This is a genomic window from Brochothrix campestris FSL F6-1037 (assembly GCF_000525915.1).
GTDB classification, from domain to species: Bacteria; Bacillota; Bacilli; order Lactobacillales; family Listeriaceae; genus Brochothrix; species Brochothrix campestris.
This window is the reverse complement of sequence record NZ_AODH01000015.1, coordinates 23,741-47,725: the sequence shown is the minus strand read 5'-3', so window position 1 is coordinate 47,725 and position 23,985 is coordinate 23,741. Positions and strand designations below refer to the sequence as shown.

Sequence of the window (23,985 nt, the reverse complement as noted above, 5' to 3'; positions counted from 1 at the left end):
TTAATATTAAAAGGCTTGCGTGATCGTTACGAAGCGCATCATGGCGTTGCCTTTACAGATGCGGCTTTAGAGGCGGCAGTTGTAATGTCTCAACGTTACATTCAAGATCGTTTTCTACCAGATAAAGCGATTGATTTAATCGATGAAGCTGGTTCAAAAGTACGGTTGAAATCATTCATTACACCGACAAATGTAAAAAAAATTAGAAGTCGAGTTGGCACAAATCCGTCAAGAAAAAGATGCGGCTGTTCAAGGTCAAGAATTCGAAAAAGCAGCTGATTTACGTGATAAAGAGAAAAAATGTGCGATTGCTTTGAAAAAAGGTAAGGAAACATGGAACAGTACTAAAATGGCGCAACACCAACAAGTTGATGCAGATGTCATTGCGGAAGTTGTTGCGAGTTGGACAGGTATTCCCGTTGCTAAATTAGCGAAGACTGAATCACAACGGCTGTTAAAACTTGAGAAGATTTTACATGAACGTGTGATTGGTCAAGATCGTGCGGTTCACTCGATTGCTAAAGCTGTTCGTCGTGCGCGTGCTGGACTTAAAGATCCAGCGAGACCGATAGGGTCATTTATTTTCTTAGGTCCTACAGGTGTAGGTAAGACCGAATTAGCCCGTGCTTTAGCTGAAGCAATGTTTGAAGATGAGGATGCAATGATTCGAATCGATATGAGCGAGTACATGGAAAAAATTTTCGACAGCGCGCTTAGTCGGAGCACCTCCTGGTTACGTAGGTTATGAAGAAGGTGGTCAATTGACAGATAAGGTGCGTCAAAAACCATATGCTGTCTTACTATTAGATGAAATCGAAAAGGCACACCCCGATGTGTTCAATTTATTGTTACAAGTATTAGATGACGGACGCTTAACCGATTCAAAAGGTCGTGTCGTTGATTTTAGTAATACAATTATTATTATGACCTCTAATATTGGTGCCAATGAAATTAAAACGGATAAAACAGTTGGATTTGGAGCGATTGATCCGCTGAAAGATACAGCTGTGATGGAAAAACGTGTCCTTGAGACATTGAAGAAAGCCTTCCGTCCGGAATTCCTCAACCGAATTGATGAAAACGTCGTGTTTGATTCGTTAGGTGAGAAAGAATTAACTAAAATTGTGAAATTAATGATTGCCCAATTAAGCAAACGCTTATCAAACCAAGACATTCATCTGTCATTAACACCGAAAGCCTTGAAAAAAAATCGCAAAAGAAGGCTACGATCCAGAGTATGGTGCCCGCCCGATTCGTCGTGCGATTCAACGCCATGTTGAAGATTTACTCTCTGAAGAAATCTTAAAAGGAACGGTTATTAAAGGTCAAGCAGTGACGATTGACTTGGATAAAGACAGCCAGTTTATGGTTAAAAAACCACGAAAAAAAATGGATAAAAAAGTAAGTGCTAAAAAGCCTATCGCTGTAAAGACTCATTAATAATAGTGGTCAAAAAAAGGGACGTAATGTCCTTTTTTTTTTGCGGAAAGATATAGTTTGTGAAGTATGACAGAAGAGATATTCACTCTGCAATAACACCCTTATGTCTGTCGTTTTTTTGGAAATATGTTAAACTTAAGGGAATTAAACTACAGCAAAGAAGGTGTGTTATGGTCAAGAAAAAAACAAGTACAAAGTTTGTCTGTAACGCGTGTGGCTATGAGTCTCCTAAATGGATGGGACGCTGCCCGAATTGTAATGAATGGAATCAAATGGTTGAATTTGTTGAGGCAAAGGTGCAAAAAGGCCGTACAAGTTTTAATCATACTGAGGATAATAATCAACAAGCGCTCCCGTTATCAAAGATTACGAGTGAGACGGAACAACGTATTTTAACAGATATGCCAGAACTCAATCGTGTACTCGGCGGTGGACTCGTTAAAGGCTCGCTTGTGTTAGTCGGTGGTGATCCAGGCATTGGGAAATCAACGCTGTTATTGCAAGTCTCTGCCCAATTAACGAAGGCGAAACGCAAGGGCCTCTATGTGTCTGGTGAAGAGTCAATTAAACAAACGAAATTACGAGCGGAGCGTTTAAACGTCGATGGCGACCTGCTTTATGTGTATGCACAAACCGATTTAGAAGTGATCTCAAAAACGGTACAAACATTATTGCCAGAATTCGTTGTGATTGACTCAATCCAAACGATGTATCATCCTGATATCACGAGTGCTGCTGGTAGCGTCACGCAGGTGCGGGAGTGTACATCAGAGTTGATGCGACTCGCCAAAACGTTGAATATCGCGATTTTTATCGTCGGACACGTGACGAAAGAAGGGACGATTGCAGGTCCGAGAATGTTAGAGCATATGGTCGATACCGTTCTCTACTTTGAAGGTGAGCGTCATCATGCGTACCGTATTTTACGAGCCGTCAAAAACCGTTTTGGTTCGACGAATGAAATGGGTATTTTCGAAATGCGTGATATGGGTCTAATTGAAGTTGAAAATGCCTCAGAAGTTTTTTTGGAAGAACGCTTAGAAGGGGCAGCAGGTTCTGCTGTCGTTACTTCGATGGAAGGAACACGGCCTGTACTCGTTGAAATTCAAGCGCTAGTGTCACCAACTGTTTATGGTAATGCCCGACGCATGGCAACGGGGATGGATTATAACCGCGTATCACTTATTATGGCAGTGCTGGAAAAACGTGAAGGTTTAATGCTGCAAAATCAAGATGCGTATTTAAAGGCAGCTGGTGGTGTTAAACTTGATGAACCGGCCATTGATTTAGCGATTGCTATCAGTATCGCCTCGAGTTATTACGATAAGCCAACCGCTGCGATGGATTGTTTTATTGGTGAGGTGGGTTTAACGGGTGAAATTCGTCGGGTTGCCCGAATTGATCAACGGGTGCAAGAAGCTGCTAAACTCGGCTTTAAGCGGATTATTATTCCGGCGAATAACATCGGCGGTTGGACATTCCCGACCGAAATTCAAGTGATAGGCGTGGCGACATTGCGTGAAGCAATTCAAAAAGCCTTTCCAACTAAATGATAAAGGAGGCAACGAAATGGCTAAAGTATTAATTTATATTTGTTATGCAATTGTCGGAGGCGCCTTTGGTGCCATCGGTTTTCCGTACATTTGGACGGGAATATTCGGAGCAAACGTCTCTCCCTTACTCAATAATTCGATTGTCAATACGCTTATTGGTCTTATTGTTTTTATCCTATTATTTTCATGGGCAATCAAACACATTGAGAACAGCTTGAAAACAGTAGAATCGTTTTTAGCAAAAACCCCTAATACAAGCGTCTTATTTGGGAGTTTAGGTTTAATTGTCGGTTTAATTATTTCATTTCTCTTAAGCTTACCGATTAGTCAAATTGAAATGCCGTTAATTAGTAACGTATTGCCGATTTTATTAGCGATCTTTTTTGGCTATTTAGGTGTACGCATGGGTGTCGCCCGCAAAGAAGAATGGTTGTCGATTTTATCGCTTAATCGAATGGGCAAGAAAAAAGCAGTGGAGACGATTGCTACCGAGCAAAAACGAAATGAGAATCCTAAATTTTTAGATACGAGCGTTGTCATTGATGGTCGTATTGCCGATATTATTCGCACCGGTTTTTTAGAAGGTCCAGTGATGATTCCTTTATTCGTTCTTGAAGAATTACAACATATTGCCGATAGTTCTGATTCGCTTAAACGCACAAAGGGCCGTCGTGGACTGGATATTTTAAATGCCTTACAAAACGAAAAGAAAATAGAAGTGCGGATGTTTGAAGGCGACTACGACGATATTACCGAGGTTGATAGCAAACTCGTGCGTGCTGCAAAAGAATATGGCGGCGTTGTCGTAACGAATGATTATAATTTAAACAAGGTTTGTGAATTTCAAAAGATTCCAGTTTTAAACATTAACGATCTCGCCAATGCAGTTAAACCTGTCGTTTTACCAGGCGAAAAGTTGCATTTACTTGTTGTCAAAGACGGTAAAGAACGCAACCAAGGTATCGGCTACCTAGATGATGGCACGATGATTGTCGTTGAAGAAGGCCGTCGTTTCATCAATCAAACGGTCGATGTTGCGGTGACCAGTGTGCTTCAAACATCGGCAGGCCGAATGATTTTTGCAAAGGTCTATAAATAGGAGACGATAATGTCGCATAATTGTTTGAAAATAGACTTGCAAGAAAGCTCAATTGGTGCGAATATAGTAAGGTACATGATGGGCAAGCCCATTGATTCAGCGAGAGAGGCACTCATGTTTTAATATGATAGCGCAACTGCTGAAATCGAAGAGATGCTACATGCATCGCATATAAACCGTTGCACCAACAGATGGCTCTTTTGTGAATGTTGAACCTGCTCAAATCAGTATAAAGTACGACCGCTTTTACAAATAGCACAAGCCTTAGAGGCGTTGCTGCTAAAATAACCCGTTCCTTAAGGAGGAAATGTCAAGTGAGTAACCGTATCCGTGTGCGTTATGCACCAAGCCCAACCGGACATTTACATATTGGTAATGCCCGTACTGCAATTTTCAACTATCTTTATGCCCGTCATGAAGGTGGCGATTTCATCTTACGCATTGAAGACACTGACTTAAAACGTAATGTTGCTGATGGTGAATCAAGTCAAATCGAATTTTTAAAATGGTTAGGACTTGATTGGTCTGAAGGTGTGAATGAAAATGGTCAACATGGCGAGTTTGGTCCGTATCGTCAATCAGAACGTAACGAGATTTACGCGAAGTTAATTGCTGAATTGTTAGAAAAAGATTTAGCATATAAAGCGTATGATACCGAAGAAGAATTGGCGGCAGAACGCGAAGCGCAGGTTGCGGCTAGTACAATGCCACGTTATTCTGGTCGAGACGCTCATTTAACAGCAGAGCAACGTGCTGCATACGAAGCAAAAGGTTTAAAACCGAGCATTCGTTTCCGCGTACCAAAAGATCGTACATTCGCCTTTGATGACATTGTTAAAGGCCATGTTTCGTTTGAATCAAATGATATTGGTGATTGGGTTATCTGTAAAAAAGATGGTATTCCAACGTATAACTTTGCCGTTGTTGCTGATGACTATTTAATGAAAATCTCACACGTATTACGTGGTGATGATCATATCTCAAATACACCGAAGCAATTAATGATATACGATGCATTTGGTTGGGACGTGCCTGTCTTTGGTCATATGACATTAATCGTTAATGATCAACATAAAAAATTAAGTAAACGTGATGAATCAATCATCCAATTCATCGAGCAATATGCTGAATTAGGTTATTTACCAGCGGCCTTGTTTAACTTTATTACAATGCTCGGCTGGTCACCTGAAGGTGAAGAAGAAATCTTTAGCCAAGAAGAATTCATTAAGATCTTCAATCCAGCCCGCCTATCACATTCACCAGCGGTCTTTGATAAAGCCAAGTTACAATGGATGAACAACCAATACGTTAAGAAAATGACACTGACAGAAGTGGTTGAGCTCGCGTTGCCTTTCTTGCAAAAAGCTGGTCGTTTACCGTTGGAATTAACGGCTGAACAACATGCGTGGGCAACAAATCTAATTTCACTGTACCACCAACAAATGAGCTACGGCGCTGAAATTGTTGAGTTAACAGATATGTTCTTCACTGAGGAATTAACATTCTCTGATGAGGCCCAAGCAGTGTTAGCAGAAGAAACAGTTCCGACTGTTTTGGCAGCCTTTGCTGCTCAACTTGCAAGCTTAACGGATGAAGACTTTATCGCGGCGAATATTAAACCAATGATTAAAGTCGTTCAAAAAGAGACAGGCATTAAAGGTAAAAACCTCTTTATGCCAATCCGTATTGCGACAACGGGTGAAATGCATGGCCCTGAGTTACCACAAGCGATTGAAGTGTTAGGCAAGGAAGTTGTCTTGAAACGTTTAGCTAAATTAAGCTAATACAACTTGCACGATTGCAGATATCTGCGTATAATGAAAAGCAACTATAGATTGATCGTTAATAAGAAGAAGTAGTCAAACCCGTCTGTAACAGAGACAATCAGCTAGGCTGGGACTGATTGATAGACGCTTGATGAAATGCCTCTTAGAGACTCTATTTGAAGTGAGTAGGATAGAGCGTTGACTGTGCGTTAAACAGCTAAGTTGGGAGTGTAGGTTGCTCCAAACAGAGTGGAACCACGCGAAAGCGTCTCTGTCATATAGACAGAGGCGTTTTTTATTTGAATCGGTCAAATGATCATGCTAACAAGTAAACTATAAAGTAGAAGTTGAGGGATAAATTATGTTTCGTCAGATGAAAGAGCAGGTAGATGTCGTGTTGCACAATGATCCAGCTGCCTCGTCACGTCTGGAAGTGATGTTGACGTATGCAGGTGTACATGCCATTTGGAACCATCGTATCGCACACTTTTTATACCGCCATCACTTGAAATTACTTGCACGAATCATTTCACAGATGAGTCGTTTCTTTACGGGGATTGAAATTCATCCGGGTGCAACGATTGGTCGACGGTTGTTTATTGATCATGGCATGGGATTGGTCATCGGTGAAACGTGCCGCATTGGTGATGATGTCACCCTTCATCATGGTGTTACCCTCGGTGGAACAGGACATGACACGGGTTGGCGTCATCCTATTATTAAAGATCGTGCCTTTATTTCGGGCGACGTCCAAATACTAGGCCCCATCGTCATTGGTGAGGATAGCAAGATTGGTGCGGGTGCCGTTGTTATTCAGGATATTCCTGATCAAGCGACGGCTGTCGGTGTCCCAGCCCGCGTTATTCGGATTGGTGATCGACGTGTCGATGTCGCGAATAAGGCAAAACAACTCGAAGAACGCATCGACGCTTTAACGCTAGAATTAGCCAACTTAACAACAGCAGTCAAAAAAATTCGTGAGGGAAAAGAGGATTAAGATGAGCATTCAACTATATAATACGTTAACGAGACAAAAAGAAGTGTTTGAACCGATTGAAAAAGGTGAAGTGAAGATGTATGTCTGTGGCCCCACCGTTTATAACTATATTCATATTGGGAATGCGCGCCCCATCATCGTGTTTGATACCGTGCGTCGTTATTTTGAATACCGTGGTTATCACGTCAAGTTTGTGTCGAACTTTACCGATGTCGATGATAAATTAATCCGTGTAGCCGATGAACTCAAAGTGACAGTGCCCGAAGTGGCTGATCGATTCATTAAAGCTTATGAAGAAGATACCGCTGCTCTCGGTGTTGAACCAGCCGATGTTCATCCGCGTGTCACTGAGAACATGCCGGAAATCATTGCCTTAATCGCAACCTTAATTGACAAAGGCTATGCTTATGAGAGCGAAGGCGACGTCTATTACCGTACACGGAAATTCGAAAATTACGGCGCTTTATCACACCAATCATTGCACGACTTAAAGGTTGGTGCGCGTGTTGAGGAAGACACTGCGAAACAAGAACCGCTTGATTTTGTATTATGGAAGGCTGCTAAGCCAGGTGAAATCAGCTGGGAGAGCGCGTGGGGATTAGGTCGCCCGGGTTGGCATATTGAATGTTCAGCGATGGCCGAAAAATACTTAGGTAAAACAATTGATATTCATGCGGGCGGGCAAGACTTACAGTTCCCTCACCATGAAAATGAGATTGCGCAATCAGAAGCTGCCCATGACCAAACTTTTGCGCGTTATTGGATGCATAACGGGTATATGAATATCGATGATACGAAAATGTCGAAATCGCTCGGTAATTTTATCACTGTTCATGAGATGCTAAAAGAGCATGATCCAGTCGCATTCCGCTTTTTCATGTTAAGTGTGCATTACCGAAACCCCATTAACTACAGTCCGGCGTTGTTAGCTGATGCCCAAAATGGTTTGGAGCGTTTAAGAACAGCTTATTTCAATGTTAAACACCGCTTGTCGGTGGCTGTTGACAATGAACCGAGTGATGCTGATGCATGGTACGAACAATTAAATGAGGTGCAACGCGATTTCGAACGTGAAATGGATGATGACTTTAACACTGCTAATGCGATCACAACGTTGTATGACCTCGCTAAAAAAGCGAATATTTATGTCGCAAAAAACCATGTTGGTTTTGGCATATTGGAAAGTTTCATGCACGCCTTTGAGAAATATTTTGCGATTTTAGGATTAACGTTAGCAACGGCAAAAACGAGTACAGCGGATCAATTGAGTGATGAAGAGATTGAACAATTAATCGAAGAACGTGATTTAGCTCGGAATGAACGTCGCTTTGATCGTTCAGATGAGATTCGTGATTTATTTAAGGGACAACAGATAATTTTAGAGGATACCCCACAGGGAACTCGTTGGAGAAGAGGATAACAATGGCAGATTTAAAACAATTAAACGGCTTGGCACTGGCCTACATGGCGATGCCATTTTCGAAGTTGCCGTCCGGAATCATTTGCTGCGACAAGGCAAGACGAATCCGAATCGGTTGCACACAACAGCGACCCACTATGTCAGCGCAAAAGCACAGGATCGCATTTTAAAACATTGGCTCGAAACAGAGGCTTTAACAGCCTTTGAAGTAACGATTGTTAATCGCGGCCGCAATGCGAAGTCGAAAACGATTCGTAAAAATACGGACTTAATGACCTACCGTTATTCAACAGCCTTTGAAGCGTTGATAGGCTACTTATACTTAACTGATGAAACAGATCGTTTGAATGAACTGATGAACGCAGCGCTTGCTTTTCATGACGCTGCATTAGAAGGAGGAAAATAACATGGCAGATGATATTATTGCAGGACGTAATCCTGTGCTAGAAGTATTGCGTTCTGATCGCGATATTAATAAAGTATGGTTACAAGAGGGAACAGAAAAAGGGGTCGGCTCACAAATATTAGCGTTGGCTAAAAAACGTGGCGTGCAAGTACAGATGATTCCAAAACAAAAAATGAACTCATTAACAGATCAAGTGCATCAAGGAGTAGCGGCTCAAGTTGCAGCTTACCAATATGCCGAGATGGAAGATTTATTTAAGGCAGCTGCTGATAAAGGTGAGGATCCGTTCTTCTTAATCTTAGATGAACTCGAAGATCCACATAACCTCGGCTCAATCATGCGAACAGCTGATACAGTTGGCGCACACGGAATTATCATCCCCAAACGTCGTGCAGTTGGTTTAACTGCAACGGTCGCTAAGGCTTCAACAGGTGCAATTGAACACGTACCGGTTGTGCGTGTGACAAACATTGCTCGTACGATTGAAGAACTGAAGAAACAAGGTGTTTGGATTTTTGGAACAGATGCTTCGGCGAAAGAAGATTATCGTTCAATGGATCCGACCTTACCGCTTGCGCTTATTATCGGCAGTGAAGGTCGCGGTATTTCACGCTTAGCAGTAGAAAAATGTGATTTTCTTGTGAGTTTACCAATGCGCGGACATGTCACTTCATTAAATGCCTCAGTGGCAGCAAGTATTCTTATGTTTGAAGTATTGCGTAAACGCTCACCATTAGGTAAGTAAGATGAGGACGATTCTGTTTGTGGACGGGTACAATGTGATTGGTCATTGGGCGCATCTTGAACGACTCAAGCGTCAGTCAATCGCACACGCACGTGAACAACTGCTCGAAGAACTGGCAGACTATGCGGCTTATACCGGTTATCAAACGATTGTTGTGTTTGATGCCCAGTTCGTTAAAGGGAAAGAAAGTGAAATGCTTTTTAAAAACATGAAAATTGTTTACACCGAAGAACAGACCATTGCAGATGAGTACATCGAAGCCCATGCCCGTGATTATATTAATGCAGCGACGAATGTGATTGTAGCGACGAGTGACGCGACGGAACAGTGGCAGATTTTTGGCCAAGGCGCCTTGCGTTTATCCGCTCGCGAACTATTAATTGAAATTCGCGATATGGCACGGGAAGTAACAGATGAAATTAAAACGATTCATACACAAACACCAAAATTGATGGCAGCGATTGATCCGAAAACGAAAGAAACGTTAGAGCAATGGCGTCGTGGCCGTTTGCCTAATGATTGACGAGTCCCGGTCGGGATACCTATACTGAAGACAAGCAATCATTCTAAGAGACTCGGGGTGAAACGTATGTCGATAAAGGTTCACAAGTACGATGAAACCACATTGCTGGCTGCGGCCAAAGCGGGTAATATCCAAGCCTTTGATACGCTGTTGGCAAATTATCAACCACAAATTAAGCGCATTATTAGTCACTACTTTTTGAAAACAGGTGATCGCGATGATTTGATGCAAGAAGCATCGATTGGTTTTTTGAAGGCGGTACGTGACTACAATGAAGAAGCAACAGCCTCCTTTGCAACCTTTATGCGTTTATGCATTGAACGTCAAGTGATTACCGCCATCAAAAGTGCCACCCGTAAAAAGCATGAACTGTTAACAAACTCGTTATCGCTCGACATGCCACTGTCTGCCAGTGCTGCAGAAGAGTGGACGCTATTAGATACCATTGCGACATCGAGTGCGCATGAGTTACCTGAGAAGGCGTTGCTTGCACAAGAGCGCGAAGCCGCTTTGCTCAAACATTTAGCAGAGCGGTTAACGACGTTTGAATCGGCAGTGGTGAATGAGTACATCGCTGGCAAAAGCTATGCTGAAATTGCGCAGACATTGGCTAAATCCGAGAAAGCGATTGATAATGCTTTGCAACGGATTCGCAAAAAAGCGATACGATGAAAAAGGCTGTTCGTCAAACAATCGGTTATGCGATGATTTGACAAACAAAAACGGACGTGTTACGATTTTTGATAGATTAAGTATTTTATTAGAGGAGTGTCAAACGTGCAAAAAAAAAGCATCCCTAGCGTGTGTAGAGTGCGGTTCTCGTAATTATTCAATTACATTGGGTGCTTCAGCTCGTACTGTTCGCCTAGAAATGAACAAGCATTGTAAATATTGTAAAAAACATACAAAACATCGTGAAACAAAATAATCTTATCAGATAAAGAATTGAGGGAACCAACCATGGCAAGCAAGCAAGGATTTTTTAAAGGTGTCAAAAGTGAATTAGGCAAGGTTGTTTGGCCAACTGGTAAAGAAGTCGTGAACTATACAACAATCGTTGTGTTTACGGTCGTCTTTTTAGCGCTATTCTTCATGCTTAGTGATTGGGGTATCGGTGCTTTAGTTGACCTTATTAATTGATTAACTTTTAATTCAACAGTAATAGTGCTATACTATGTCTACGAGAGAAACCCGCATGTGTAACACGGGTTTTTTATTTTGCTAAAAATAATACGAAATTATGAGGAGGGTTGGGAAAGCGCTCAATGAGTCTTTCCACACATATTATGGATAAAGATTGGTATGTTGTACACACGTATTCAGGTTATGAAAACAAAGTTAAAATCAACTTAGAAAAACGAATTGAATCAATGGGGATGGATGATAAAATCTTCCGCGTGTTAGTACCCGAAGAAGAAGAAACAGAAACTAAAAACGGTAAAACAAAGGTTGTTAAACATAAGGTATTCCCAGGTTATGTCTTGGTTGAGTTAATTATGACAGATGATTCATGGTACGTTGTCCGTAACACACCAGGTGTGACTGGTTTCGTTGGTTCGGCTGGTTCAGGTTCAAAACCATCACCGATGTTAGATGATGAAATCGAACGCGTCTTTAAAAACATGGGTGTTGAAGAACATGCCGTTGAATTGGATTACGTGTTAGGCGATACAGTAATGGTGAAAGAAGGACCATTTGCTGAATTTGCTGGTAAAATCACTGAAATTGATGAATCAAAAGGTAAGGCCCGCGTTATTGTTGACATGTTTGGCCGTGAAACACCAGTAGAAGTTGATTTCAACCAAGTAGAAAAAATCTAATAGTAAAAGTGAACACAACCGTTTAGAACTGAAGAAATTGGAACGCTCGAAGTTGCGGTTATATAGCATCGGGTAGAGAGCGTGAAATTTCCAAAGTTCTGGTTGGGGTAACTGGATAAGTAAAAGTGAACACAACCGTTTAGAACTGAAGAAATTGGAACGCTCGAACGCGCTGTTTGCTTACCATCAAAAAAGATCGCCTGCGGGTGATTTTTTTTTTTGCATCGACACCTTTGATAAGCGCTGTTAAGCACCCAATTAAAAACGACGGAAAACATTCCAGTTGACGAAATCTTTTCGAGATGTTAAGATTCTTAAGTACGTGTTCAAACGTATCAGCCAAGAGCAAAGATGAGTGGGAGGGTGTAAAGCACCCAATTTAACCACATCACTGACTTAAGGAGGTGTGTCTCATGGCTAAGAAAGTAACTAAAGTAGTAAAATTACAAATCCCCGCAGGTAAAGCAAACCCTGCACCGCCGGTAGGTCCTGCATTAGGTCAAGCAGGTGTTAACATCATGGGCTTCTGTAAAGAGTTTAACGCTCGTACACAAGATCAAGCAGGTTTGATCATCCCAGTTGTTATTTCTGTATATGAAGATCGTTCATTTACATTCATAACAAAAACACCACCAGCAGCAGTTTTACTTAAAAAAGCTGCAGGCGTTGAAAAAGGTTCTGGTGAACCAAACACAAACAAAGTTGCAACTGTTAAACGCGATCAAGTTCGTGAAATCGCTGAAACAAAAATGCCTGACTTAAATGCTGGTAGCGTAGAAGCTGCTATGTTAATGGTCGAAGGTACTGCTCGTTCAATGGGAATCACAATCGAAGATTAATCTTCGGTTGCCTATAAACGGCATGTTTTGTTTTAAAAGGTTGTGCTTTGGTACGACCTTAAAGGTGGGAGGAAATTCCGCTAATACCACATTTGAGGAGGAGAATAAAAAATGGTTAAGAAAAGTAAAAAATATATCGAAGCTGCTAAAAAAATTGATGCAGAAAAAGCTTACGCTGGTTCTGAAGCAATCGAATTAGTACAAGCAATCGACTTTGTTAATTTTGATGCTACAATCGAAGTATCATATCGCTTAGGAGTAGATCCTAAACAAGCGGATCAACAAATTCGTGGTGCTGTTGTATTACCAAACGGTACTGGTAAAACACAACGTGTTTTAGTATTAGCAAAAGGTGCTAAAGCTGCTGAAGCTGAAGCAGCTGGCGCTGACTACGTAGGTGAAGCTGAATACCTTGAAAAAATCCAAGGTGGCTGGTTCGACTTCGACGTTATCGTTGCAACACCAGACATGATGGGTCAAATTGGTCGTTTAGGTCGTGTGTTAGGACCTAAAGGTTTAATGCCTAACCCTAAAACTGGAACAGTTACTATGGACGTTACGAAAGCAGTTAACGACATTAAAGCTGGTAAAGTTGAATACCGTGTTGATAAAGTAGGTAACCTACAATTCATCATCGGTAAAAAATCTTTCGGTACTGAAAAATTAATGGAAAACTTCAAAGCAGTTCACGAAGTTGTTCTTAAAGCTAAACCATCATCAGCTAAAGGTGTTTACATTAAAAACTTAGCAGTTGCTTCAACAATGGGACCTGGTCTTAAAGTTGAACCTTCAACTCTTGGTTAATAGTTGACAACATCTCGATGTTCTGATATCATTTAGAACATTGGTGATAATTAAATATCTCTTACCGTAGACAGTAGGGAACGTTCGCGTTTTAAAAACCTACCGAGGATTTTTTGACTACTGATTTATCAGTAAAACCTCTGACGCTATCTACGGTGTGCAGAGGTTTTTTATTACTTATAAAAAAGTGTCACTAATTATAAGAGGAGGTGTAAATTTTGAGTCAAGCTGCTATTGAAGTCAAAAAAGGTTTGGTTTCTGAAATCCAAACAAAATTAGAAAATAGTGTTTCAACTATCGTTGTCGACTATCGTGGTCTTACAGTTGAGCAAGTTACAGAATTACGTAAACAATTACGTGAAGCTGGTGTTGAACTTAAAGTGTTGAAAAACGGTTTAGTTCGTCGTGCTGCTACTGCTGCAAACTACGAAGGTTTAAATGAAGCTTTAACAGGTCCTAACGCAATCGCATTCAGTAATGATGACGTTGTTGCCCCTGCTAAAATCATTTACGATTTTGCGAAAGCAAATGAAGCATTAGAAATTAAAGCGGGCGTTATCGAAGGTAACGTAGTTGGCGTTGAAGAAATCAACACAATTGCATCATTACCATCACGCGAAGGTTTACTTTCAATGTTAGTATCAGTTTTACAAGCACCTATGCGTAACTTCGCAATGCTTACTAAAGCTGTTGCAGAACAAAAAGAGCAAGAAGAAGCATAAAAACTATATAAAAAATGGAGGAATTATATCATGGCCTTAAATATTGAAGATATCATCGCATCTGTAAAAGAAGCGACTGTTGTAGAATTAAACGACTTAGTAAAAGCAATCGAAGAAGAATTTGGTGTTACTGCTGCTGCTCCTGTAGCTGCTGCTGCTGGTGGCGCTGCTGCCGCTGAAGAAAAAACTGAGTTTGATGTTGAATTAACATCTGCTGGTTCTTCTAAAGTTAAAGTAATCAAAGTTGTACGTACTGTTACTGGCTTAGGTCTTAAAGAAGCTAAAGAAATGGTAGATAACGCTCCTAAAGTAATTAAAGAAGGCGCAGCTAAAGCTGAAGCAGAAGAAATTCTTGCTCAACTTGAAGAAGCTGGCGCAAGCGCAGTTATTAAATAATAACTGTTTCAACGTAGCGTAAATAAGAGAACTGTTTGTTTAAGTTGTAACTGACGAATCTTCTGAGACGTTAGATATGTTGTTGAGTCATGCATCAGCTCAGGCTGTTGTATGCTTAACATAAGCTTAATGCAAACAGCTCTTTTTTTCTTTATTTACATGAATACAATTCCTTAATAAAGAAAAGGAGGGATAAAATGGAACGTCACTATTATACGAAGAACACTGATTTAGAGCATCATCGCCAACAATGGGAATTCCCGTTGCGCGGCACAACTTTTCAATTCATCAGCGATGCCGGCGTCTTTTCCAAAAACAGCATCGATTTCGGTTCGCGTGTGTTAATTGACGCGTTTGGGTTCCCACCAATGGCTGGCGATTTGTTAGACGTTGGATGTGGTTATGGCCCAATCGGGATAGCGTTAGCCAATGAAGATACGTCACGCACGGTACATATGATTGATGTGAATGATCGGGCGTTGGAATTAGCGACCGAAAATGCACAACTTAATACGGTAACTAATGTAGTGGTCTATGAAAGTGCTGCTTATGCGAATGTCGTTAAAACAGATTTTGCTGCGATTTTAACGAATCCGCCAATTCGTGCGGGTAAACAAGTCGTGCATGAGATTTTAGAACAGGCGATTGATCATTTGCGAGTGGGTGGTAGTCTTTGGGTTGTTATCCAGAAAAAACAAGGGGCACCATCTGCCTTTGATAAAATGACAGCAGTGTTCGGCAACTGCGAAATTGTTGTGAAAGAAAAAGGGTACTGGATTCTCCGTAGCGAAAAGTCTTGACTTTAACTCGTGATTGTTGTATGATATTATAATGCCAATATAATAGATATCATTGGGCTGTTTTTTCATGCAGACAGATCTAAATGGTGGCTTTTTTTAGGCCTAATATTTCCGTATAACGGGGTATTAGCTATGGACAAACGGTGTATGGCACCGTTTAAAAAATACGATTCTTTGAGGGGTGAATTGGTTGACAGGACATGTTGAACAGTATGGACGTCATCGCCAACGCAGAAGTTTTGCACGTATCAGCGAAGTGTTGGAGTTACCAGATTTAATCGAAATTCAAACAGCGTCTTATCAATGGTTTTTAGATGAGGGCTTGAAAGAGATGTTTCATGATATTTCTCCAATTGAGGATTTTGCAGGAAACTTATCGTTGGAATTTATCGATTATTCGTTAGGCGAACCTAAATATTCTATTTGGGAATCTAAAGAGCGCGATACGACTTATTCGGCACCATTACGTGTAAAATTGCGTTTGATTAATAAGGAAACCGGTGAAGTGAAAGACCAAGAAGTCTTTATGGGTGATTTCCCATTAATGACAGAAATGGGTACTTTCATTATTAACGGAGCGGAACGAGTAATCGTCTCGCAATTAGTTCGTTCACCAGGTGTTTATTTCCATGATCGTATGGATAAAAATGGCCGTCAAGGGTACGGGTCAACAGTGATTCCGAACCGTGGGGCATGGTTAGAATTAGAAACTGATGCAAAAGATGTTGTTTACGTTCGTATCGATCGTACGCGTAAATTACCTGCAACAGTGTTGTTACGTGCGTTGGGCTTCAGCTCAGATCAAGAAATTGTTGACTTAATTGGTGACAATGAATACTTACGTAACACATTAGAAAAAGATAACTCAGAAAACACCGACAAAGCGTTACTAGAAATTTATGAACGTTTACGTCCTGGTGAGCCACCAACAGTTGAAAATGCTAAAAACCTCTTATATACGCGTTTCTTTGACGCGCGTCGTTACGATTTAGCAAACGTTGGTCGTTACAAAATCAACAAAAAATTACATCCGAAAAACCGTCTCTTTAATCAACGCTTAGCTGAAACATTAGTTGATCCTGAAACAGGTGAAATTATTGCAGCTAAAGATGAGATTTTAGACCGTCGTAAATTAGATGCAATCATGGAAAAATTAGAGGCTGGCCTTGGCTTTACGACTTTAACTCCTCATGGTGGCGCGTTAGAAGAACCGATTACAATTCAATCGATTAAAGTTCATTCGCCATTAGACGAAGAAAAAATCGTTAACGTAATCGGTAATGCTTACTTAGAAGCTGATGTTAAGCATGTAACACCTGCTGATATCATTTCATCTGTAAGTTACTTCTTTGGTTTATTACATGGCATCGGCGAAACAGACGATATTGACCATTTAGGTAACCGTCGTTTACGTTCTGTAGGTGAATTGTTACAAAACCAATTCCGTATCGGTTTAAGCCGGATGGAACGTGTAGTACGTGAACGTATGTCGATTCAAGATATGACAACAATCACACCGCAACAATTAATTAACATCCGTCCAGTCGTTGCAGCCATCAAAGAATTCTTTGGTAGTTCGCAATTGTCACAATTCATGGATCAAACGAACCCACTTGCCGAATTGACGCATAAACGTCGTCTTTCTGCATTAGGACCTGGTGGTTTAACACGTGAACGTGCCGGCTTCGAAGTCCGAGATGTACATTATTCTCACTACGGTCGTATGTGCCCGATTGAAACGCCTGAGGGCCCGAACATCGGTTTAATTAACTCGTTATCTTCATACGCACGTGTAAACCGTTATGGCTTCATTGAAACGCCATACCGTCGTGTTGATGCTGAAACAAACCAAGTAACTGATCATATCGATTACTTAACAGCTGATGAAGAAGATAACTACGTTGTTGCGCAAGCAAACTCATTACTTAGCGAAGATGGACAATTCTTAAACGAAGAAATCCAAGCGCGTTTCCGTTCTGAAAACTTATCTGTTACAAAAGAACGTATTGACTACATGGACGTTTCACCTAAACAAGTTGTATCTGCCGCTACGGCATGTATTCCTTTCTTAGAAAACGATGACTCCAACCGTGCCCTTATGGGTGCCAACATGCAACGTCAAGCGGTTCCGTTATTAAGTCCTGAAGCGCCATTTATTGGTACAGGGATGGAACACGTGGCTGCCCGTGACTCTGGTGCAGCTGTTAAAGCGAAATTTGACGGTATTGTTGAACACGTTGAAGCTAAATACATTACAGTACGTCGTATTGCTGACATTGAAGGTAAAGAAACAGAAGGCGCACTTGATACGTATCATCTCCAAAAATTCGCTCGTTCAAACCCTGGTACTTGCTACAACCAAACACCTAGCGTAAGCCAAGGTGACCGTGTTGTTGTCGGTGACATCTTAGCTGATGGTCCATCAATGGAATTAGGTGAAATGGCATTAGGACGTAACGTACTCGTTGGTTTCATGACGTGGGATGGTTACAACTATGAAGATGCGATTATCATGAACGAGCGTCTTGTAAAAGATGACGTTTATACATCTGTTCATATTGAAGAATATGAATCAGAAGCACGTGATACCAAATTAGGACCTGAAGAAATGACACGTGATATTCCAAACGTGGCTGAGGAAGCGTTAAAAGACTTAGATTCACGCGGTATTATCCGTGTTGGTGCTGAAGTTAAAGACGGTGACTTATTAGTTGGTAAAGTAACACCTAAGGGTGTAACTGAATTAACAGCTGAAGAACGTTTATTACATGCTATCTTTGGTGAAAAAGCGCGTGAAGTTCGCGATACCTCTCTTCGTGTCCCTCACGGTGGTGGCGGAATCGTGCTTGATGTTAAAACATTCACACGTGAAAACGGTGATGAATTAGCACCAGGCGTTAACCAACTCGTTCGTGTATACATCGTTCAAAAACGTAAAATCCACGTTGGTGATAAGATGGCCGGACGTCACGGTAACAAAGGGGTTATCTCTCGTATTCTACCTGAAGAAGATATGCCTTATCTTCCAGACGGCACACCAATCGATGTGATGCTTAATCCACTCGGTGTACCTTCTCGTATGAACATTGGACAAGTACTTGAATTACACTTAGGGATGGCAGCGCGTCAATTAGGTATTCATATTGCGACACCTGTATTCGATGGCGCGAATGAAGAAGATGTATGGAGCACTGTTGCAGAAGCAGGTATGGCAGAAGATGCGAAAACAATCGTATACGATGGTCGTACAGGTGAAGCAATGGATAACCGTGTATCAGTTGGTATCATGTACATGATCAAATTAGCCCACATGGTTGATGATAAATTACATGCTCGTTCAACAGGACCTTACTCACTTGTTACGCAACAACCACTTGGTGGTAAAGCGCAATTCGGTGGACAACGTTTTGGTGAGATGGAAGTATGGGCTCTTGAAGCTTACGGTGCAGCGCACATTCTTCAAGAAATCTTAACTTACAAATCAGATGACGTTGTTGGTCGTGTGCAAACATACGAAGCAATCGTTAAAGGTGAGAACTTACCACAACCTGGTATTCCAGAGTCATTCAAAGTATTGATCAAGGAATTACAAAGTTTAGGTATGGATGTGAAAATGATGTCGGCTGACGACGAAGAAATCGAATTACGTGAACTTGATGATGAAGATTACGTAAAAGATGAAGAGTTTTTAACGCCATCAGCTGCCATTAAAGCAGAACCTGCTAACGATGAACCAACAGTAGACTAAACACTATAAGAAACTTGCGTACGAGCTGTGAATACAGTTCGTTATGCTTGTTTATAAACAGTTTTACAATAGAATACAAAAAACGATAGGGAGGTTGACCCCTTGTTAGATGTTAATAACTTTGATTATATGAAAATAGGTTTAGCGTCACCTGATAAAATCCGCTCGTGGTCTTTTGGTGAAGTCAAAAAACCAGAAACAATTAACTACCGTACATTGAAACCTGAACGTGATGGTCTTTTCTGTGAGCGTATCTTTGGACCAACTAAAGATTGGGAATGTTCTTGTGGGAAATACAAACGTGTTCGTTATAAAGGTGTTGTCTGTGATCGTTGTGGCGTTGAAGTCACAAAATCAAAAGTACGTCGTGAACGTATGGCACACATTGAATTAGCGGCGCCTGTTTCACATATTTGGTACTTCAAAGGAATCCCAAGTCGTATGGGTCTTGTCTTAGACATGTCACCTCGTGCGTTGGAAGAAGTTATTTACTTCGCTTCTTATGTTGTTACTGAAGCTGGTGATACAGCGTTAGACAAAAAACAATTATTATCTGAGCGCGAATACCGTGCTTACCGTGAAAAATACGGTCAATCTTTCCAAGCAGGAATGGGTGCTGAAGCAATCAAACGTCTCTTAGACGCTGTTGATTTAGAAGGCGAAGTTGCTGAATTGAAAGAGGAGTTAAAATCAGCTCAAGGTCAACGTCGTACTCGTGCGATTCGTCGCCTTGAAGTGTTGGAAGCTTTCCGTCACTCAGGTAATAAACCGAGCTGGATGGTCTTAGACGTTCTCCCAGTTATTCCACCGGAAATTCGTCCGATGGTGCAACTTGAAGGTGGCCGTTTTGCGACATCTGACTTAAACGATTTATACCGTCGTGTTATTAACCGTAACAACCGTTTGAAACGTTTATTAGACCTGGGTGCCCCAAGCATTATCGTTCAAAACGAAAAACGGATGTTACAAGAAGCTGTCGATGGTTTAATCGATAATGGTCGTCGTGGCCGTCCTGTTACAGGACCAGGTAACCGTCCATTGAAATCTTTATCACACATGCTTAAAGGTAAACAAGGTCGTTTCCGTCAAAACTTACTTGGTAAACGTGTCGATTATTCAGGCCGTTCAGTAATCGTTTGTGGACCTTCTTTAAAAATGTACCAATGTGGTTTACCACGTGAAATGGCAATTGAATTATTCAAACCATTTGTTATGCGTGAGTTAACTCAACGTGGATTAGCACACAACATTAAGAGTGCAAAACGTAAAATCGAACGTCATTCACCAGAAATTTGGGACGTATTAGAAGACGTTATCCGCGAACACCCAGTGTTACTTAACCGAGCACCTACGTTACACCGTTTAGGTATCCAAGCATTCGAACCTATCTTAGTTGAAGGTCGTGCGATTCGTCTTCACCCGTTAGTATGTACTGCATACAACGCCGATTTCGATGGTGACCAAATGGCTGTCCATGTACCACTTTCACCTGAAGCTCAAGCCGAAGCCCGTATTTTAATGTTAGCAGCTAACCACATTCTGAACCCGAAAGATGGTAAACCAGTTGTAACACCATCACAAGATATGGTTCTTGGTAACTACTACTTAACATTAGAACGCGAAGGCATTGTTGGTGAAGGGTTAATCTTTACTGATATTAACGAAGCAATGATTGCTTACCAAAACGGTTACGTGCATTTACATTCACGGATTGCAGTTGCTGCCAACTCGTTAGGTAACGAAACATTCACAGCTGAACAAAACAAACAATTGTTAATTACAACAGTTGGTAAATTGATTTTCAACTCAATCTTGCCACCGTCGTTCCCATACATGAATGAACCAACTAAAACGAATCTTGAAGTAGCAACACCTGCTCATTACTTCGTGCCTTCTACAACTGATGTGAAAAAACATATTGAACAACAAAGCGTCTTGTTACCATTCAAGAAGAAAAATCTTGAAGAAATCATCGCTCAAATTTTCAAATTGTTCCACATCACTGAAACTTCAAAAATGTTAGACCGTATGAAAGATCAAGGGTTCAAATACTCAACACTTGCTGGTATCACAGTTGGTATTTCTGATATCATCGTTGTGAAGGATAAACCTCAAATCTTAGCGGCATCACATGATGAAGTAGAAAATGTTACAAAAATGTTTAAACGTGGTTTAATGACAGATGAAGAGCGTTATGAACGAGTTATTGCAATTTGGAACGCAGCGAAAGATACGTTACAAAGTAAACTTATCGCTGGTTTAGATCGCTTAAACCCAATCTTCATGATGCAAGACTCTGGTGCCCGTGGTAACATCTCAAACTTTACACAGTTAGCGGGTATGCGTGGTTTAATGGCCGATCCTTCTGGACGTATCGTTGAATTACCGATCACATCTAACTTCCGTGAAGGTCTAAATGTTCTTGAATACTTCATCTCTTCACATGGGGCTCGTAAAGGTTTAACGGATACGGCGCTTAAAACAGCCGATTCAGGTTACTTGACTCGTCGTTTAGTAGATGTGGCGCAAGATGTTATCGTACGTGAAACAAACGATGGTTCTGATCATGGTTTACTCGTATCTGATATTGTTGAAGGTCCAGAAATTATTGAACCGTTAACAGAACGTCTTGAAGGTCGTTACTCAGCGAAAACAATTCGTCATCCGGAAACGAATGAAGTTATTATTCGTCAAGATGAGTTGTTTACACAAGAATTGGCAGATGCCGTTCCTGCAGCTGGCATTAAAGAAGTTTGGATTCGTTCAGTATTCACATGTAATACGAAACATGGTGTATCTAAAATTAGTTATGGTAAAGACTTGTCTACTGGTTCTGAGGTTGAGGTTGGTGAAGCTGTCGGTATCGTTGCAGCTCAATCAATCGGTGAACCTGGTACTCAGTTAACAATGCGTACATTCCATACTGGTGGGGTAGCCGGATCAGATATTACACAAGGTTTACCTCGTATCCAAGAAATCTTTGAAGCACGTAACCCTAAAGGTCACGCTGTTATTACTGAATTAACCGGTGTTGTTAAAGCCATTGACGAAAAAGCTAACCGTCAACGCGAAATCACTGTTGTTGGTACACAAGAAACACGTACTTACACTGTGCCACTCGTTGCGCGCTTAACTGTTAATGTAGGAGACAACGTTAAACGTGGTGACGCGTTAATGGAAGGTTCAATCGATCCAAAAGAATTGTTACACGTTACTGACGTTATTACAGTAGAAAACTACTTATTAGCAGAAGTACAAAAAGTATACCGTATGCAAGGGGTAGAAATTGCCGATAAGCATATTGAAGTAATGGTTCGTCAAATGTTACGTAAAGTGCGTGTCCTTGATCCAGGTGAAACTGATATTTTACCAGGAACATTAATGGATATTAGCGCGTTTAAAGATGCCAATGCAGACACGATTTTATCAGGTGGCCAACCAGCTACTGCTCGTCCTGTCTTACTTGGTATTACAAAAGCATCGCTTGAAACTGAGTCATTTTTATCGGCTGCATCATTCCAAGAAACAACACGTGTGTTGACGGATGCTGCCATTAAAGGTAAGCGTGATAACTTAATCGGTCTTAAAGAGAACGTTATCTTAGGTAAACTCGTGCCAGCTGGTACAGGGATGCCTAAATACCGTAAAGCAGAAGCGAAACTTGTCACAGCGAAAGTAGCTGCCGCAGTTGAAGCGACTGAAGAATAAAACTTTTTAATTCAAACGTCCGTCCTTGTGATAGCAAGGACGGACGTTTTTTTTATTTAAAAGAGACGATTTTTTATGGTTGACGAACACATTTTTAAATGATAAGATACTTAAGGTACTTCAATTTGAAGTAATGAGGTTTTATAAAGGCATGGTCTAATCGTTGTAGCTTACTACAACATTTTATTTTCATTTAAAAATGATACGCTTGGATATGTGTGCTTATAAAGTCGCAAAAACTATTACAATTTTCGAGAGGAGGAAAATACAAAATGCCTACAATTAACCAATTGGTACGTAAACCGCGTAAAGCGTCAGTATCAAAATCAAATTCACCAGCATTAGGTAAATCTTACAACAGTTTCAAAAAAGCGCAATCTAACGTGAACTCTCCACAAAAACGTGGTGTATGTACACGTGTGGGTACGATGACTCCACGTAAACCGAACTCGGCTTTACGTAAATATGCACGTGTTCGTTTGACTAACTCAATCGAAGTAACTGCTTATATTCCAGGAATCGGTCACAACTTACAAGAACATAGTGTTGTTCTTATTCGTGGGGGACGCGTAAAAGATTTAGCTGGAGTACGTTATCACATCGTCCGTGGTGCTTTAGATACAGCAGGTGTAGACGGTCGTCTACAATCGCGTTCTAAATACGGAACTAAGAAACCTAAAAAATAATATAAAATAGAAGGGAGGACATTTTAATGCCTCGTAAAGGTCCTGTTCAAAAACGTGACGTTTTACCAGATCCGATGTACAACTCGAAATTGGTATCTCGTTTAATCAACAAAATGATGGTTGACGGTAAACGTGGAAAATCACAAGCAATTTTATACTCAGCATTTGCTAAGATTGAAGCTACTACTGGTACGCCAGCAAACGAAGTATTCGAACAAGCAATGAACAACATTATGCCAGTTCTTGAAGTAAAAGCACGCCGTGTTGGTGGAGCTAACTATCAAGTGCCAATCGAAGTTCGTCCAGACCGTCGTTCAACTCTAGGGTTGCGTTGGTTAGTTAACTATTCACGTCTTCGTGGAGAAAAAACAATGGAAGAACGTCTTGCTAACGAAATCATGGATGCAGCTAACAACACTGGTGCAGCCGTTAAAAAACGTGAAGACACTCATAAAATGGCTGAAGCCAACAAAGCTTTCGCTCACTACCGCTGGTAGGATCAAGCAAGCAGTT

Annotated in this window: 23 protein-coding genes, 2 pseudogenes and 2 other annotated features; all 25 genes and pseudogenes read left to right on the top strand. The window is 41.0% G+C overall.

Annotated features, from left to right (window positions below; translation table 11 throughout):
- Positions 1-302 (top strand): annotated as a pseudogene (locus BCAMP_RS14265) (UvrB/UvrC motif-containing protein); the annotation flags it as partial.
- Positions 303-349: 47 nt separating this feature from the next.
- Positions 350-1,019: pseudogene (locus BCAMP_RS14985) on the top strand (AAA family ATPase); the annotation flags it as partial.
- A complete protein-coding gene (locus tag BCAMP_RS14900; protein WP_332248505.1) occupies positions 1,011-1,280 on the top strand; it encodes a hypothetical protein in 270 nt (89 codons plus the stop codon). The pseudogene BCAMP_RS14985 and the gene BCAMP_RS14900, both read left to right, overlap by 9 nt.
- A complete protein-coding gene (locus BCAMP_RS14665; RefSeq protein ID WP_332248504.1) occupies positions 1,210-1,440 on the top strand; it encodes a hypothetical protein in 231 nt (76 codons plus the stop codon). Before BCAMP_RS14900 ends, BCAMP_RS14665 begins: the two co-directional genes overlap by 71 nt.
- A gap of 170 nt (positions 1,441-1,610) precedes the next feature.
- Positions 1,611-2,993 carry a DNA repair protein RadA gene (gene radA, locus BCAMP_RS04110; protein ID WP_035313895.1) on the top strand — a complete coding sequence of 461 codons (1,383 nt, stop codon included), beginning with the start codon at positions 1,611-1,613 and terminating at the stop codon, positions 2,991-2,993.
- A 16-nt stretch (positions 2,994-3,009) separates the two neighbouring features.
- Entirely contained in the window at positions 3,010-4,092 is a 1,083-nt protein-coding gene (locus tag BCAMP_RS04105) for a PIN/TRAM domain-containing protein (protein ID WP_035313893.1), read from the top strand.
- Positions 4,093-4,406: 314 nt separating this feature from the next.
- Positions 4,407-5,876, top strand: a complete 1,470-nt coding sequence (gltX, locus tag BCAMP_RS04100) for a glutamate--tRNA ligase (RefSeq protein WP_035313891.1) — start codon at positions 4,407-4,409, stop codon at positions 5,874-5,876.
- Between the two features lie 49 nt (positions 5,877-5,925).
- Positions 5,926-6,134, top strand: a binding site (T-box leader).
- An 85-nt stretch (positions 6,135-6,219) separates the two neighbouring features.
- Positions 6,220-6,855, top strand: a complete 636-nt coding sequence (epsC, locus tag BCAMP_RS04095; RefSeq protein WP_035313890.1) for a serine O-acetyltransferase EpsC — start codon at positions 6,220-6,222, stop codon at positions 6,853-6,855.
- 1 nt (position 6,856) lies between these two features.
- Positions 6,857-8,275 carry a cysteine--tRNA ligase gene (gene cysS / locus BCAMP_RS04090; RefSeq protein ID WP_035313888.1) on the top strand — a complete coding sequence of 473 codons (1,419 nt, stop codon included), beginning with the start codon at positions 6,857-6,859 and terminating at the stop codon, positions 8,273-8,275.
- Positions 8,276-8,357: 82 nt separating this feature from the next.
- Positions 8,358-8,681 carry a Mini-ribonuclease 3 gene (locus BCAMP_RS04085; RefSeq protein ID WP_332248502.1) on the top strand — a complete coding sequence of 108 codons (324 nt, stop codon included), beginning with the start codon at positions 8,358-8,360 and terminating at the stop codon, positions 8,679-8,681.
- Position 8,682: 1 nt separating this feature from the next.
- Positions 8,683-9,426, top strand: coding sequence for a 23S rRNA (guanosine(2251)-2'-O)-methyltransferase RlmB (rlmB, locus tag BCAMP_RS04080; protein WP_035313886.1), 744 nt, complete (start codon positions 8,683-8,685; stop codon positions 9,424-9,426).
- A 19-nt stretch (positions 9,427-9,445) separates the two neighbouring features.
- Complete coding sequence (locus tag BCAMP_RS04075; protein WP_232217908.1) at positions 9,446-9,949, top strand: NYN domain-containing protein; 504 nt, start codon at positions 9,446-9,448, stop codon at positions 9,947-9,949.
- 66 nt (positions 9,950-10,015) lie between these two features.
- Complete coding sequence (locus BCAMP_RS04070) at positions 10,016-10,621, top strand: sigma-70 family RNA polymerase sigma factor (protein WP_035313905.1); 606 nt, start codon at positions 10,016-10,018, stop codon at positions 10,619-10,621.
- A gap of 82 nt (positions 10,622-10,703) precedes the next feature.
- Entirely contained in the window at positions 10,704-10,877 is a 174-nt protein-coding gene (rpmG, locus tag BCAMP_RS14260) for a 50S ribosomal protein L33 (protein WP_232217909.1), read from the top strand.
- Between the two features lie 32 nt (positions 10,878-10,909).
- Positions 10,910-11,089, top strand: coding sequence for a preprotein translocase subunit SecE (secE, locus tag BCAMP_RS04065; protein WP_035313883.1), 180 nt, complete (start codon positions 10,910-10,912; stop codon positions 11,087-11,089).
- A 146-nt stretch (positions 11,090-11,235) separates the two neighbouring features.
- Entirely contained in the window at positions 11,236-11,769 is a 534-nt protein-coding gene (gene nusG / locus BCAMP_RS04060) for a transcription termination/antitermination protein NusG (protein ID WP_035313903.1), read from the top strand.
- Positions 11,770-12,182: 413 nt separating this feature from the next.
- Positions 12,183-12,608, top strand: a complete 426-nt coding sequence (gene rplK / locus BCAMP_RS04055) for a 50S ribosomal protein L11 (protein WP_035313882.1) — start codon at positions 12,183-12,185, stop codon at positions 12,606-12,608.
- A 111-nt stretch (positions 12,609-12,719) separates the two neighbouring features.
- Positions 12,720-13,412 carry a 50S ribosomal protein L1 gene (gene rplA / locus BCAMP_RS04050; RefSeq protein WP_035313881.1) on the top strand — a complete coding sequence of 231 codons (693 nt, stop codon included), beginning with the start codon at positions 12,720-12,722 and terminating at the stop codon, positions 13,410-13,412.
- A 46-nt stretch (positions 13,413-13,458) separates the two neighbouring features.
- Positions 13,459-13,593: a sequence feature (ribosomal protein L10 leader region), on the top strand.
- Between the two features lie 37 nt (positions 13,594-13,630).
- On the top strand, positions 13,631-14,134 hold the full coding sequence (gene rplJ / locus BCAMP_RS04045) for a 50S ribosomal protein L10 (protein ID WP_035313880.1): 504 nt from the start codon (positions 13,631-13,633) through the stop codon (positions 14,132-14,134).
- A gap of 30 nt (positions 14,135-14,164) precedes the next feature.
- A complete protein-coding gene (rplL, locus tag BCAMP_RS04040; RefSeq protein ID WP_035313879.1) occupies positions 14,165-14,530 on the top strand; it encodes a 50S ribosomal protein L7/L12 in 366 nt (121 codons plus the stop codon).
- Between the two features lie 197 nt (positions 14,531-14,727).
- Complete coding sequence (locus BCAMP_RS04035) at positions 14,728-15,330, top strand: class I SAM-dependent methyltransferase (RefSeq protein WP_035313878.1); 603 nt, start codon at positions 14,728-14,730, stop codon at positions 15,328-15,330.
- A 190-nt stretch (positions 15,331-15,520) separates the two neighbouring features.
- On the top strand, positions 15,521-19,078 hold the full coding sequence (rpoB, locus tag BCAMP_RS04030; RefSeq protein WP_051456873.1) for a DNA-directed RNA polymerase subunit beta: 3,558 nt from the start codon (positions 15,521-15,523) through the stop codon (positions 19,076-19,078).
- A 102-nt stretch (positions 19,079-19,180) separates the two neighbouring features.
- Complete coding sequence (gene rpoC / locus BCAMP_RS04025) at positions 19,181-22,786, top strand: DNA-directed RNA polymerase subunit beta' (RefSeq protein WP_035313877.1); 3,606 nt, start codon at positions 19,181-19,183, stop codon at positions 22,784-22,786.
- A gap of 272 nt (positions 22,787-23,058) precedes the next feature.
- Positions 23,059-23,472: a 30S ribosomal protein S12 gene (rpsL, locus tag BCAMP_RS04020; RefSeq protein WP_035313876.1), complete on the top strand. Its 414-nt coding sequence runs from the start codon at positions 23,059-23,061 to the stop codon at positions 23,470-23,472.
- 26 nt (positions 23,473-23,498) lie between these two features.
- A complete protein-coding gene (rpsG, locus tag BCAMP_RS04015) occupies positions 23,499-23,969 on the top strand; it encodes a 30S ribosomal protein S7 (protein WP_035313875.1) in 471 nt (156 codons plus the stop codon).
- Positions 23,970-23,985: the final 16 nt, after the last annotated feature.